The sequence below is a fragment of the Tundrisphaera lichenicola genome, assembly GCF_051175385.1.
GTDB classification, from domain to species: Bacteria; Planctomycetota; Planctomycetia; order Isosphaerales; family Isosphaeraceae; genus Tundrisphaera; species Tundrisphaera lichenicola.
Window position 1 is genome coordinate 92,276 of sequence record NZ_CP195106.1, and the last position, 13,818, is coordinate 106,093.

Consider the following 13,818-nt stretch of genomic DNA (forward strand, 5'->3'; position numbering starts at 1 on the left):
AGGTGTTTAGGGTTGGCTACGGTCTGGAACTTGGGCGTCAGCGAGGAAGCGGAGGCCGTCCCGACACCGGGCCTGGAGGCTGGAAACCGATGACCGACTCGATGTGCCGGATCACGTCGGGGTCGTCCCAGTAGCCGAGGTGCCCGCCCGGCCCGATCGCGACGTTGGCGATCAGGCCGGGGACCGAATCATCGATCGAACGGCCGACGTAGTCGTCGATGCGGAAGATGTTGAGCCACCGGGGCCGCCCTCCATACCGCGGGGCGAGCCGGCGGCGGAGTGTGCTCCATCGGTCGTTGGAGAGCAGCGGATAGTGATGCCGGAAATAGTGCTGATAGATATGCGAGAATGGCGAGCCCTTCGTCACCAGCCGGACGTCGCCGAACTGGTCCACCTCGTTGCTCGGGTTGTTAAGCGCCTCGATCGCGAGGACTGTCCCCTGGCTGTGGCTGAGCACGATCAGCCGCCAGGGCGGCCCCTCCTCGTCCCTTCCGAGCCGCTCGGCGAAGTGGTCGAGCGTCGCGTTCAGGCGGTCCTCGATCGCCCGCCGGACCGTGAAGGGAGGCGGTTTGGCCTCGCTCGCTCGCTCATCGACGTCGCGGAACCGAAAGAAGAAGTGGTTGACGACGTCGTGGATGAGGTAGAGGCCCGATCGCAGGAGCTGGGCGATGATCCCCAGGGAGCCGAGAAACGCCATGATCGCCACAAGGATGCGGGTCTTGGGCAGTGTGGGGATGAGACCCGACTTCTCGAGGATCACGAGCAAGCAAGCCGTCGAGTACGTGGCCACGAACCCCCACTGGATCCAGGGGTTGACGATCAGCCTCGCCCCGTCGTCCACCAGGCCTGGCTTGCGGCTCCGACGGGACCAGCGGAAGAGGACGGGCACGACGACGACGACCAGGAGCACGATCAGAAGTGACAGCAGCCAGGTTAACAGCATCGGGTTGGCTTCGAATGGGCGATAGAGATCGTGAAGGGCGCACGGGCTCAAGCGGAGAGCCTGCCCAACCGCCGCCCAGGAGATTGGGACGACGATCGACCAGGCCATCGTCATGACGAACGGCACCGAAGCCGCCACGCCGGCTGAGGTCAGCAGCGACCGATCGCGGGACGCGATGGCCATCCGGATCAGGACGAAGAGCGACGTTAATAACAGCGACGAGATCACGACGATCACTGGGAAGAGGATCTTCGTCGCGACCAGGACGATGTAGGAGATAATCCCCTCGCCGAAGAAATGCCATCGGTCTCGGGGAAACCCGAGATGGTGAACGGCCAGCCCGATGAAGACTGCCCCGAGCAGGGCTAACGCGACGAGGCGGAGGCTAGCACCGATCAAGCAAAGTACTTGGTTGTCGTGCAGCCGCCAGGTGAGCAGGGCGCCGCTCAGCAAGGCCCCCAGGGCGCAGAGGCCCGCCACGTAATCGCCCTCTGGCGTCTTGCGATAGAAGGCCCCCGAGGGCTGATCGAGAATCGCTGCGCCGAGCACTAGGCACAGCAGTAGGAGGCTCGTCGCGGCGAGCGGGCCGATCAGCATTCCCGTTGCGGCCCGGACGATCCATCGCAGCGCCTTCGCTCCCGGGTCTCCGAGGCCATCGACGGCCTGGTACGCGATGTACCGCAGGCCGAAGAGGACGGTGAAGAACCCGGGGACGAGGCCGAAGAGATTGACCGGGAAATTCGAGAGATCGGCCCAGTGGACCTCGGCGATCACGAGGCTCCCGTTGCGGTCTCGTAGGACCGGGACCGGGAAGGCCCGGACGGAATGGCCGTCGTACTTGACACGGTCGGGGCCGGGAACCCAGTGCGTCTCCTCGATCATCTCGAGCGCGCGATCGCCGTTGGTCAGACCGCGGGCGACCTCTCGGACCGTGGCGCCGAGGGCCGATTCTCCAAGCCCATGAACCACAACGAAGAGCGTCCGGCCCTCGACGTCCGCGGGATCAGGCCGATGGCCCTCGGCTCCGGGGGTCGAAGAACCCGCTCCCGGGTTGGTCGTCATGGGTCATTTCTCATGGTGATGGATCTCGTCGAGCACTCCCCGAGAATATCCGCAACTCTCAGCCTCGATAAGTCTCAATCCGAACTTGCGAGGTCGGTAGATCGACGCGGCGAGCCGGGAGCTTCTTGCTCACGTCGGATTTTCCGATGGCGGGATGAGATGCCGGAGCCCTGGATTTTGTCGCTTTCCCAGGGATGGTGTCACCTTCAATGGACGGGAGAGCCCATCGAATTCGACCGGTCGGACATCCTTCCGAGGAATCTCATGGAATTCATGGAATTCCCACCCCGCAAGAAACGGCGAAGGATCGTCGATCATTTGATGATCTTCGCCGTCGCTGCCCTGGCGCTGGTCGTGTTCGGCCGGGCCGATGACGAGGTGACGGGAAAGGCCCAGGTTTCCGACGCCTTCGGCTTCACGATGATCTTCGTGGTCGCCGCGTACTATATCGAATGGCTCCCGGCGATCTGGGAGCGGACCAGGCGGACGGCTTTTGAACCCTTCGTGATGCCCGCGTTCATCGCGATGGTCCTGGCCTACCTCTATTTCAGCTTCCGGAGCTACTTCATCCAGCCGGGGGCGACGAGCCTGGCCGTCTTCTCGCAACTGTTCGCGATGATCGTTCTCTCGTGCCGGATGAGGTAGGGCCGCCCCATCAACCCTTCTCGGTCCGGACCGGCTCGGTCTCGGTGTCGTGCCACTTCATGGCGCGGGCGTGGCGCATTGGGGCGATCCTGAGGAGGATCTCCCCCTTCTGGAAGAGTCGGACGGTCCCGGTGGACTGGCTGACGACGACCGCCAGGGACCTCGTGACCTTGGTGATCGCGGCGGCGGCCCAGTGGCGGGTCCCCAGCCCCTTGGGGAGCGTGAGCCCGGCGTTGGGGGCGTCGACGATCCGGCAGGCGGCCTCGACGGTCCCGTCGCGGGCGACGACGAAGGCCCCGTCCATCTGGGCGATCTCCTTGATCGCCTCGCGGACCTTGCCGTCGCGGATGTTCCGCTCCTTCCGGCGATACCCCTTGAAGGGGTCGAAGCCCAGGACGCGGGTCCGGGCCAGGACGTTCCGGACGTCGCCGACGACGATCAGGCTACCGACGGCCTTGCCCTCGCGCCCCTCGCGGCCGATCTCGACGGCGACGTCGACCACGGCCTTGAGCGTTTCCAGGGGGACCGAGGTCTCCAGGGCCCGGAGGTCTCGCGAGGAGAGCCGCTCCAGGTGCTCGCCCAGGCGGACCACGGTGATCGAGTCGAGGACCTCGGCCTCGAACCCGGAATAGGCTACGACCACGCGGTCGCCCGCCTTGAGCTGGTCGTTGGCCACGGCCTCGATCAGGGCCAGGGTGATCCGCTCGGTGATCGACACCTCGGTCGGCTCGACGGCCACGGCTTCCATGCCCGCCTCGCGTACCGCTTCCTCGTGGCGGGTGGTCTCGACGGCCACCAGGACCCGGACCCCCTCGGCCAACTCGCGGACGGCCTCCCAGTCCATCGGGCCTTCGGGCATGAGCAGGAGCCCGACGGCCCCGGTGCGCGGGACCGCCTGGCAGGATAGCTCCAGGAGGCTGAGCGTCGCCTTGGTGAGGACGGTCGTCACGGCAGGCCCCACACCCCATCGCCGGCGGCCGGACGCGGGCCGGGAATCGGGCGCGGGGATCGTCCGCACGGAAGGCACCGGTCGAGGGGTCAATAGGTTAGCAAGATCAGGCCGAGATCGCCACCCCCGCCCGGCTCGATTTCGGGGCGAGCGGAATCGGACCGATCAATCGATCCCGATCTCGCAGGAAACCTCCCCCTCGCCGCCCCGGAAGACGCGGGAGTAGATCGGCAGGGCTGTCCGCTTGCCCGCCGTGATCTTGAGCCGATAGTCGGTGGTCGTTGCGTTGATCATCACGCGGTATTTGCCGTCGCTGATGACCTTGGTATCGGCGGGGACAGGGGTAGCCTGGCCGTTCGCCGGGCCCATCGACTGCACTTCCACTGTGACGGGCTTGACCACGTCCCCCGTCCTGGCGTCGAAAACCTTCAGGTTGATGGTCAGGCTCGGCTTTAGTTCGACAATCTCATCCTGATCCCCAGGCTTCAAAGTCTGCTCCGTCAGGAGATAACCGCCCTTGCTAAAGGACAACCTCGTGGCGTGGTCTGGCGCCTCGTCCCAGAGGAATCGACCTTCGAGATCGGTCCAGGTCCGTGGTACAGTACCCCGGGTCCGGGACAGACTCGAGATCCAGACCATTGTCCCCGGAAGCGGTTGACCGAGGTAATCCACCACCCGGCCCCGGATTGTCTGTCCCCGAGCGAGCCGGAACTCGACCGGCCTTTCGCGCGCTTCCGATGGTACATCCAACCCGGCCTGGGCATAACCTCGGGCCCGGGCGGCGAGCCTGCCCCGCTCCGAAGGGTCGAGGTGGAGGAAGAATCGTCCCTCGTCGTCCGCGACGGCGCGCCGAAGGCGGATGAGAAATCCCAGGCTCACCGGCACGACGACCACTTCGGCCCCGGCGATCGGTCGGCCTTCCTCGTCGAGAACTCGCCCGGCGACCCGGACGCCCCGGATCATGACCTGGCGATCGGTGAAGTCCTGCAAACCATCCAGCGGGATGTGTCTTCGGCCACTACCCAGCGTCATCGACTGGTCCGAAACGTAGTCGGGATGGACTAGCTGAAGGTCGATCGCCGAGGCGTCCGGCGAGATGAAGGGCGAGCGCCCTCGGCCTTCAAGGTCGGTCAGGGTAGGAACTTCGTAGGTGGATTCATAACCCCGACCAATCTTGGAGAGCGCGCGAGGCTCAGCGTAGTCCGAGACGGTGACGACCACGGTCGCCCCGGCAATCGGTCGGCCCTCCTCGTCCACGACCGTGCCTCCAACCTCGCGGGCGGTCCTCAGGCGGATCTCGATCGAAGCGTCGAGCGAGTTGCCCGAATCCGTCCCCAGGCCGTGTCTCTGTGGGACATACCCCGCCTTGCGGACCTCGATATTTGCTCCCATGCCGTCGATCTCGGGATACTCGACCCGGAGTCGGCCTTCGGCGTCGGTCCGGAACTCGTGGACTCCCAAGTTGACGTACTCATTCACGAGGGTCTGGGCGTCGGGGATCGCCCGGCCGGTCGCGTCGTCGAGCACCTGGAGGTCGACCGTGTGGCGTCGCGCCGCCGGGGGCAACGGGCCTTCGAAGGCCCATTCCGTTTTCGGTTGGGCCGGGGCTGCCGTGGGCTCATCGATCACGGGGGCTTCGGAGTCGAGTCGAGCGATCCCGACGGCGGAGGCCGCGACGGTCCCCAGGAATATCCCGGCGACCACGAAGAATCTCAAGCTGGCGAGCTTCATCTCGATCAAACCTCCTCGGACCAGCGAGAGGACCGCGACCGGGACCTCCCCGGGCGTCCAGCCCTTCGCGAATGCGGTTGCGACGCGGGCGGTCGCGGTCGCGATGCTCGGCGGGCTGGCCAGGGTCTCGCCCGCGAAGGGGAGGCTCACCAGCGCGGAGGCCGGGGCCAGACCTCGACGGATCAGCCGGGCTTTCAGCCGGTTCCGGCCTCGATAGAGGCGCGACTCCACGGTCCGAGGTCGACAGCCCAGCCCGGCCGCCGCCTGCTCGTAGCTCAGGCCCTCCAGGTCGCACAGGACGATCGCGGTCCGATAGTGGTCGGGCAGGCGATCCAACTCCTGGTAGAGCTCGGCCTTCGGTTCGTCGGCGGGAGAGTCCGGCCTCGGGACCTCGCGACGGCTGGCGATCTCCTCGACGTATCGACGTTCGTGGAACTTTCGACGGGCCGAGTCTCGCCAGGATCGGGCCGAGATCCGCCGGGCGGCGATCACGAGCCATCCGGCCAGCGCCTCCGGCCTCCGGATCGACCCGGCCCGGCGAGCCAGCAGGATGAACGTGGCTTGCGCGGCATCGCGGGCATCATGGGGATCGCCGAGGGTTCGGAGGCAGGCCCGGAAGACCATCGGCTCGTGGCGTCGGATCAGGGCCTCGATCGCCGAGTCGGACGCCGGGCCCCCTCGGAGGAACCGCTCCAGCAATTCCGCGTCTCCCAGGAGCCCGACCGCCCCGACTTCCCAGAGGGCCTTCAAGGGGTGGCCGAGGCCCCCCGCACCGACCTGATTCATCGCCGAAGCCTCCCGGACCCGCTTGCATCCTGGAGAGAATGTGCCCGAAGCTCGGTCGAAACCCTGCAAGGATTTTTCGCCGGAGTCGAAAGACCCGCCATCCCGGACGCGCCCCGCCCTCCTGGCCCGTGCCGTGATATAGATAAAAGGGGCCGATCTCGGGCCGGGCCCAGACCATCGGGATTGGCGCTTGCCTCCCAACCCCTCTCGCGTGAATCGCATCATTCAGGAGCGGCCATGATCCGTATCCGGGCCTGGAATGCCGGTAATGTCCGAAAAGTCGTGATGGGCTTGATGGCGTTCGGGATGCTTGCTGGCCCGGCGATGGCGGGGGAGCGGCGTCCGGGCCATCGAGGTCGAGTGCCGGTCGATCCCCGACGCGGCCCGTTCGACTTCATTCGCGGTGGACTCGGGCCCGATCTCCTGCCGTTTACCCGCAAGGGACCTCGGATCCTGGATCACCGCTACCCGTCATATCCCGCCTTCCACGCCCCCGTCCCGGCCGGGCCGGGCGACTCGCTTTACGAGACCGGTCAGTTTCCCTGGCAGCGAGGTTGATCCTCCTCCACAAGTAAATTGGTGTGATCGGCATAATCGATACTCTCGGGATCTTCGTTGCGACTGTGCGTGAAGACCAACCCGATCACGCGAACCAGTCAATTCGGCAGGATCGGGCACACCCTCAGATCCGATACACCGGTCAACGAACCAGGTAATCTCGATGGATCGAGGTCGGATCACGGAGGCAAGGATGCCCAGCAACCCCTCTCGAAGCTGGATCACGTCTCCGGCCATTCTATTGCACGCACTCCTGCCGATTTTCGTGTTCGGAGCCATCGATCTCGGAGTGGCTCGGGGTCAGGAAGCGGGGGGATCTCGACCGGATCCTCCGAGCAGAACCGCGCGTCGCGAGTCGGTCTTTGGGCGGATTTTACGCGGCAGGGCCCGCGAAACGATTGATCCTCGCGTATCTCGGACCCAGGGACCGGTCCCTCCTGCACCCCCTCGTCTTGAAAGCGGGAGAGCGGCTGGCCCCGCCTCGCCACCCTTGCCGGGCTCGCTGACCATGCCTTCGGGGCCGGTGATCCCGCCCCGAGCCGAGCCCACCGCCGCCCCGATCCCCGACGACCTCCTGAACGAAGCCCCCTCTCCGATCGTTCCCCCCTCCCCTCGACCGACCCCGGCCGACCCGGAGGCCGCGCGGACGGTCATGAGGTTGGAGGACTTCGAGCGGATCGCCCTGGAACAAAACCCGACGCTGGCCCAGGCAGCGGCGGTCGTTGGCGTCTCGCGCGGTCGGGCCTGGCAGGCCGGCCTCTGGCCGAATCCCCTGATGGGCTATCAAGGCGAGCAGTTCGGAGCCAAGGACGGCGGGCCTCGTCCGGCGGTCGGCAAGCAGATGGCGTTCTTCCAGCAAGAAATCCCCTCGGCCAGGCGTCAGCAGGTCAGCCGTCGGAAGTTCGAGTGGGAGGCCCAGTCCGCCCGATGGTACGCGGCAGCCCAGGAACTCCGGGTCCTGAACAGCGTCCGGATTCACTTCTTCGAGGCGCTCGGAGCCCAGCAGCAGGTGACCACGCGTCGCGAATTGCTCGCGATCGCCGACGCGGCCTTGCGGACGACCGAGGAGATGGTCAACGACGGCCAGGCCAACGCCCCCGACCTGCTCATGGCCCAGGTCCAGCAGCAGCAGACCCGCGTGGCCCTGGTCGTCGCCGAGAACGAATTTCGACGCGCCTGGGCCAGCCTGGTCGCCGAGGTCGGCACCCGCGCCTTGCCCCCGACCAGGCTGGAAGGGCCGCTCGATGCCGACTCCCCCGACCTCGACTATGATGCCACGCTGAACTACGTCCTGGAGAACAGCCCCGAGATCAAGGCGGCGCTCGCCGAGATCCGCCGAGACGAGGTGGTCGTCCAGCGCGAGCGGCTCCAGCCGATCCCCAACCTCTTCGTGAAGGGGGCCGTCGGCGAGAACTTCATCGACGGCGGGACGACCTCCAATCTCTCGATTTACGGCAACATCCCGGTCTGGAACAAGAACCAGGGGACGATCTATCAGGCGACTAGCCACCTGAGGCAGGCTCGGGCCAATCTCGACCGGCTCCGCCTCTCTCTCGAAAAGCGGCTGGCCGAACAGCTGGCCGACTACAACGGCGCCCTGGCCCTGACCCGGACCTACCGCGATGAGACCCTCCCGAGGGCGAAGGAGGCCTACGACCTCCTGCTCGAAAGCTACCGGCGGCGACGAGCGGCCTGGCCGCAAGTCCTGGTGGCCCAGCGGATGTGGTTCGATCTCCGGGTCCAGTACGTCACCTCGTTGATCGCCTTGCGTCATGCCGAAGTGGAGATCAAGGGCCTCCTGCTCGTTGGCGGCCTGGAACTGCCCCAGACCCCCGAGCCGCTGGGCAACATCAACGTCAGCCCGGACCCTCGCTGAATCGGGCGGGATCGGACGATCCATCGGCATGGGCCCTGCGAATCGACTCGTTCGCCGGCCCCGCTCCGATCTCAGCCGACCCGACTCTCATCGCTCGGCGTTTACTCGCTCCCGCCCGCGCCGAGGATGCTGGCCCCGTCGGGGATGTCGGCCTGGCCCGACATCACCTTCTCGTAGAGTTCCTCGGGGAGGACCCGGAGGACCGTCATCATGGCGCCGGGGGCGATGAACCAGTTTTTTCGCATCCCACGGACCTCGTTCTTCCCTTTGAGCTTGGTCACTTCCTCCTGGGTCCACTGCATCTCCTTCATGTCCATCATGTCCTGGGGATAGCCGGGGACCTTCCATCGCGGGTCGTTGTAACGGCCCCCGGGTCGGCTCATCCCTCCGATGGCGGGACCATTGCGGGTGGCGTGATCGGGGGTCGTCCCACCACCCAGCCCCCGACCCAGGCTTGGCCCGTTCTCTCCCGCGAGCGCGGGGCCTCGATCGAGCTGACCCTGGCCCGGCCCCTGATCCAGCCCGGCGGGCAGGTGCATGGGGCTCATCTCCCGGTCGCTCTCGTGGCCGCCCATGCCCATGCTCCCTCGATCCATCTTCATCCGGGATGGGCCGGTCATCGAGGTCATGTGGTTCATCATGTGGTGGGGGATGTGGCAGTGGAAAATCCAATCGCCGGGGTTGTTGGCGATGAATTCCATCTCGCGGATCTGGGCCACGCCGACGAGCTGGGTGTTGCCGGGAATCCAGGCCGATTCGGGGATTCGGCCTCCCTCGGTCCCGGTGTTCCACCAGGTGTGGCCGTGGAAGTGGATCGGATGGTGATCCATGGCGCTGAGGTTCATCAGGCGGACGCGCACGCGGCTGCCGTGCCGGACGACCATCGGGGTCGTGTACGGTCCCGATCGGCCGTTGATCGTGAACCAGTTGAAGGCCATCGACGTCGAGTTCGGGATATACGCCTGGGGGAGGATCGCGAACTCCTGGAAGATCAGGCCGAAGTCGTGGTCGACGGCCGGCTCGTACACCTTCTCGGGGTGGATCACGAACAGGCCGGACATCCCCATGATTTCCTGCATCGCCCCGTGGGAGTGGTAGAAGTAGGTCCCTTCCTGGTGGAGGTCGTACTCGTAGACGTACGACTCGCCGGGCGGGATCGGCTCCTGGGTCAGGCCCTCGACGCCGTCGTAGCGGACGGGCATCTCGCCCCCGTGCCAGTGGAGGGTGGTTGGCTCGGGCAATTTGTTGTGGAGGACGATCCGGACCCGGTCCCCCTGGACGGCCTCGATCAGCGGGCCGGGCATGCTACCGTTGTAGCCCCAGACGTAGAAGGACTGGCCGGGCAGGAACTCTCGACGGACGACCTCGGCGACGAGATGGAACTCCTTGACGCCGTCGACCATCTTCCAGGGGAGCCTGGGCAGGTCGGGCATCTCGACGGAGACCGGGGGCAGGCCCGGCCCCCGGAAGCCGCGCGTCAGCTTGCCCCGGTCCGATGGGCTCCCGATCGGCCCGCCCCGGCCCGCGTGGAACCGGGGGAAGGCCTGGGGATCGTCGAGCCCCCGGGCGGAGCCGCCTCCCGATGGCCCGGCCCCTTGAGCCGTCGAGTCGCTCCCGGCGGCCAGGAGGCCGGCGGTGGCCAGGGTCCCGCCGTGGAGGAAGCCTCGACGCGTCGTCTCGTCGCCCATCGGATCACCTCGACTCGGCCGGGGTAGGGGTTCGCAGCCGGCGGGATGCCGACCGACGAATGATTATACCCTCCGGCGGCGGGCGATCTCCCGGTCGGGGATCGGCCCGAGAAGCGAGCTCAGTCCTTGAACCGCTTGATCAGCGTGACCTCGTTGCCCGGGTCATTGTAGTGGAAGTCATCCACGAGGCCCTTGGCCAGCATGATCCCGAAGCCCCCCTCGCGGATCCCCAGCTCGTTCCGGATGTCGAGGTGGCCGATCGGGTCGTCGTCGGAGGCGGCGTGGGGGACCTGGGTCGGGTTGAAGCCGGGCCCCTGGTCCTTGATGATCAGCGTGACCTTCTCCGGGTCGATCCGGTAGGTGATCCGCACGGTCAGGTCGGCGTTCTTGCGGTGGCCCCACTCGATCGCGTTGCCGCCCATCTCCATGACCACCTGCTTGAGGTCCTTGACCTGCCGCTCGGTCAGCGGGGTGTGCAGGTAGAGGTCGGCCAGCATGTCGTTGGTCTGTTGGAGATACGCCAGCTCGCTCCGGACGTCGAAGTGGATCTCGCCCATCGTGCCGTTCTTGGTGCGCTCGGCGTGCCAGGCCAGCGCGTCGTCCATGGCCTCGAAGAGCTGATGGGGCGTGAACGGCTTGGTCAGGTAGCCGTTGGCCCCGACGCGGACCCCGGACAGCCGGTGGCTGGGATCGTTCAGCGAGGTGACCATCACGATCGGGATCAGGTTGGTCTCGCGGTCGCGCTTGAGCTCCTCGCAGATCTCGAACCCGTCGCGGTCGGGGAGCATCAGGTCGAGCAGGATGAGGTCGGGCTGGTACTTCCGGACGTCGTCGGGGACGGTCGCCCCCTCGTACCGCTGGATCGCCTCGAAGTCTCGCGCGCGGACCAGGCTGGCGAGGATCTCGTTCACGTCGCGCTCGTCGTCGACGATCAGCACGGTGCGCGGCATGGTAAGAGGAACCCCGCGGGACGGAGAAGCAACCCAGGATTGGCCATTGTCCCGCGCCGAGGCCCGACTGGCAAGGCTCCGGCTTCCGGGAGGCTCGCCCTTGCGAGAGGAGGTCCCGGCCCGCCACAATGGATGAGGCCACGCTCGGGGCGGCCCGCCCGGGTCTCCGGGACCGACCGACCGAATCCCCGGCCTGGCCCCTTTCGATGCCGGATCATGACATGAAAATCTCCGAGATCATCGACGCTTTCGGCTACGTCATCTACGCCGCGCTCGCGCTGCTGGCGGTCTGGGGCGCGTATAACGCGATCCTCCTGTATCGGGCCCTGAAGCGGAAGTCGATCGGCGACGGGGCCGAGCCGCTGACCCGCCAGGTCGCCGACTTCTGCAAGGTCGGCAAGTTCGACTCCGCCCTCTCGGTCTGCCAGGGGCCGCCTTACTGGCACACGGCCCTGGCCCAGTTGATGGCGGTGGCGCTAACCCACCGATCGAAGGGACTGGCCAAGATCAAGCAGCTCCTGGTGATGGAATTCCACACCGAGGTCATCGCCGCGCTGGAGAACCGACTGGCTTCGGTCTCGACGATCGTCCGGATGGGGCCCCTGTTGGGCCTGCTGGGCACGGTGGCCTCGATGATCGGGGCCTTCGGCCGGATCGGCGGGGCCGAGAAGGTCGCCCCCTCGGTCCTGGCCAACGACATCAGCCTGGCCCTCTGGGCCACCGGATCGGGATTATTAATCGCAACGCCCATGATGATCGTCGGCAACGACATACACGCCAAGCTCCGACGCCTCCGCGACCGGACCGAGCGCCAGCTCCAGGATTTCCTCGAAATCCTCGAAGAGATCGAGGGCCAGAACCGGAACAGCCCCGGGTCGAGGTCGGGCCACGCCCGGGCCGTCCTCCCTCGCTGATTCAGGCTCCCGCATCAGAGACGCACATCCATGACGATCCCCCCCGACGCCTACGAACGATCGCGAGCCGCCGTCGCCATCTCCTGCCTGAAGTGGCTCCAGTGCACCGGGCCGGCGTCGGATCGGGTGCCCGATCGGATCGTGGAGTTCCCGAGCGATGACCCGCCGCTGGTGAGGGTGAGGGAGGTTTCGACGGTGGATCTGGTGACGCATCCCCTGTGGGACCGGTGGCTCGATGGTTGACCCGAAGCTGGATTGACCCTGCGTGGCAGAGGTAAGCGTCGGCTTGCTCCTGACAGCCGGTCGAGGTCAAGCAGGTCATCTGACAACAGGCTCCCTATCGAGGTCCCCATGCTGCTCCGCCGCCAGGTCAGCGAAGAACGCGACGAGCACATCGACATGACTCCGATGGTCGACGTCGTCTTTCAGCTCATGACGTTCATGCTGTTCTCGGTGCAACTGGCGTCCGAGGGGACGGTCGAGGTTCCCCGGGCCCGGCATGGCGTGGGGGTGGAGGAGACCGCCGCGACGTTCCTGACCCTGCTCAAGCCCGAGGCCCCGGGGGCCCGGCCCTTGCTGAAGATCGGCGGCGATGGGGAGGGTCCTCCGATCGACGCCGAGGCGGCGGGCGCGGCGGTCTCGAAGGGCGTGGCCCAGGGGCTCAAGAAGGTCGTGATCCAGGCCGATGGGGCGGTGCCCGAGGGGGAAGTCCTCCGCCTGATCGGCGAGTTGAGCAAGCGAGAGCCGGGCGTGACCATCCACATCGGCGTCCGGGAGCCCGAGTAAATCACCATGGACCAATGGGATGTCTTCCACAGCGACCGGCTGGAGGCCGAGCGGTCCTTGTCCACCGAGGACGTTCACGCCGCCCTGGCGCGAGGCGACCTGACCGAGGACGACCTGATCCGCCCGAGCGGCTCCACCCGATGGGCCAGGCTGGGCGACTCCGAGGAGTTCGCCCGCCTCGTCCCACCCCTGGGATTCGTGCCCTCGGGCGAGTACGCCGCGCCGTCGATCGAGGACTCGGCCGAGGTCGATCCGGGCTCGATGGAATTCGCCGAGAGCCTGCCGGAACTGCCCGCGGCCGAGTCGCCTCCCGAGCCCGAACCGGAGCCCGAGCCCGAGCCGGAGGCTCCGAGCGCGGAGGCTCTCCCGACCTCGGACGACGAGCTGACCGCGCGGCCCGACATCGACGATCTGGAACTGGAACTCGACTTCGACGAGCTCGACCCCCAGGACGAGGACGAGGAGGCGGCCGAGTTCACCTTCACGCGGAACTCGTCCGAGCGGGTCGAGGAACTCGACCTGGCGGCGATGGTCGACGTCGCGTTCCAACTCGTCCTGTTCTTCCTGGTGACGACGGCGACGGTCGTCTTCAAGACCCTGGAAGTCCCCCGGCCCAACGAGGACAAGCCCCCCGAGGCCGCCGCCCAGGCGCGGGCGAAGTCGATCGAGGAACTCCAGGAAGACTACATCCTGGTCGAGGTCGACGCCGCCGGGGCCATGAAGGTCGACCGCCAGCCGATTCCCGCCGATCGCGCGGCGCTGGCCGAGAAGCTCCGGGCCACCCGCCAGGCCACCGGCCGGAAGGCCATGCTCCTCTCGGCCGACTTCGCCACCCGGCACGAGAACGCCGTGCTCGCCTTCGACGTCGCCAACGAGGTCGACCTGTCCATCGCCATCGCCCAACCGAGCGGGAAGCAGGGGCCCTGAGCG

Annotated in this window: 12 protein-coding genes; 7 read left to right on the plus strand and 5 right to left on the minus strand. The window is 66.9% G+C overall.

Translation table 11 applies throughout. The features are described from left to right. Positions 1-37: 37 nt before the first annotated feature. Positions 38-2,005, minus strand: coding sequence for a hypothetical protein (locus P12x_RS00415; RefSeq protein WP_435008834.1), 1,968 nt, complete (start codon positions 2,003-2,005; stop codon positions 38-40). A gap of 264 nt (positions 2,006-2,269) precedes the next feature. Here P12x_RS00415 and P12x_RS00420 point away from each other — a divergent pair, with 264 nt between their 5' ends. Next, positions 2,270-2,650: a hypothetical protein gene (locus P12x_RS00420; RefSeq protein ID WP_435008835.1), complete on the plus strand. Its 381-nt coding sequence runs from the start codon at positions 2,270-2,272 to the stop codon at positions 2,648-2,650. A gap of 10 nt (positions 2,651-2,660) precedes the next feature. On the opposite strand, the gene P12x_RS00425 is transcribed toward P12x_RS00420, so the two are convergent. Together P12x_RS00425 and P12x_RS00430 are read right to left on the minus strand one after the other, a co-directional pair. Then, entirely contained in the window at positions 2,661-3,599 is a 939-nt protein-coding gene (locus P12x_RS00425; protein WP_435008836.1) for a DNA integrity scanning protein DisA nucleotide-binding domain protein, read from the minus strand. Between the two features lie 165 nt (positions 3,600-3,764). Continuing rightward, entirely contained in the window at positions 3,765-6,116 is a 2,352-nt protein-coding gene (locus P12x_RS00430) for a sigma-70 family RNA polymerase sigma factor (protein WP_435008837.1), read from the minus strand. A 237-nt stretch (positions 6,117-6,353) separates the two neighbouring features. On the opposite strand from P12x_RS00430, the gene P12x_RS00435 reads away from it, so the two are divergent. Together P12x_RS00435 and P12x_RS00440 are read left to right on the plus strand one after the other, a co-directional pair. Further along, positions 6,354-6,674, plus strand: a complete 321-nt coding sequence (locus P12x_RS00435; RefSeq protein ID WP_435008838.1) for a hypothetical protein — start codon at positions 6,354-6,356, stop codon at positions 6,672-6,674. A gap of 508 nt (positions 6,675-7,182) precedes the next feature. Then, on the plus strand, positions 7,183-8,550 hold the full coding sequence (locus P12x_RS00440) for a TolC family protein (RefSeq protein WP_435008839.1): 1,368 nt from the start codon (positions 7,183-7,185) through the stop codon (positions 8,548-8,550). Between the two features lie 101 nt (positions 8,551-8,651). On the opposite strand, the gene P12x_RS00445 is transcribed toward P12x_RS00440, so the two are convergent. After that, a complete protein-coding gene (locus P12x_RS00445; RefSeq protein WP_435008840.1) occupies positions 8,652-10,238 on the minus strand; it encodes a multicopper oxidase family protein in 1,587 nt (528 codons plus the stop codon). Between the two features lie 119 nt (positions 10,239-10,357). Further along, positions 10,358-11,188, minus strand: coding sequence for a response regulator (locus P12x_RS00450; protein WP_435008841.1), 831 nt, complete (start codon positions 11,186-11,188; stop codon positions 10,358-10,360). Positions 11,189-11,409: 221 nt separating this feature from the next. On the opposite strand from P12x_RS00450, the gene P12x_RS00455 reads away from it, so the two are divergent. From P12x_RS00455 to P12x_RS00470, 4 genes are all read left to right on the plus strand, one after another. After that, complete coding sequence (locus tag P12x_RS00455; RefSeq protein ID WP_435008842.1) at positions 11,410-12,102, plus strand: MotA/TolQ/ExbB proton channel family protein; 693 nt, start codon at positions 11,410-11,412, stop codon at positions 12,100-12,102. 30 nt (positions 12,103-12,132) lie between these two features. Continuing rightward, a complete protein-coding gene (locus tag P12x_RS00460; protein WP_435008843.1) occupies positions 12,133-12,345 on the plus strand; it encodes a hypothetical protein in 213 nt (70 codons plus the stop codon). Between the two features lie 108 nt (positions 12,346-12,453). Continuing rightward, entirely contained in the window at positions 12,454-12,888 is a 435-nt protein-coding gene (locus P12x_RS00465; protein ID WP_435008844.1) for an ExbD/TolR family protein, read from the plus strand. Between the two features lie 6 nt (positions 12,889-12,894). Beyond that, the gene (locus P12x_RS00470; RefSeq protein WP_435008845.1) at positions 12,895-13,815 is read left to right on the plus strand and encodes an ExbD/TolR family protein; all 921 of its coding nucleotides are present in this window, start codon (positions 12,895-12,897) and stop codon (positions 13,813-13,815) included. The last annotated feature ends 3 nt before the right edge of the window (positions 13,816-13,818 follow it).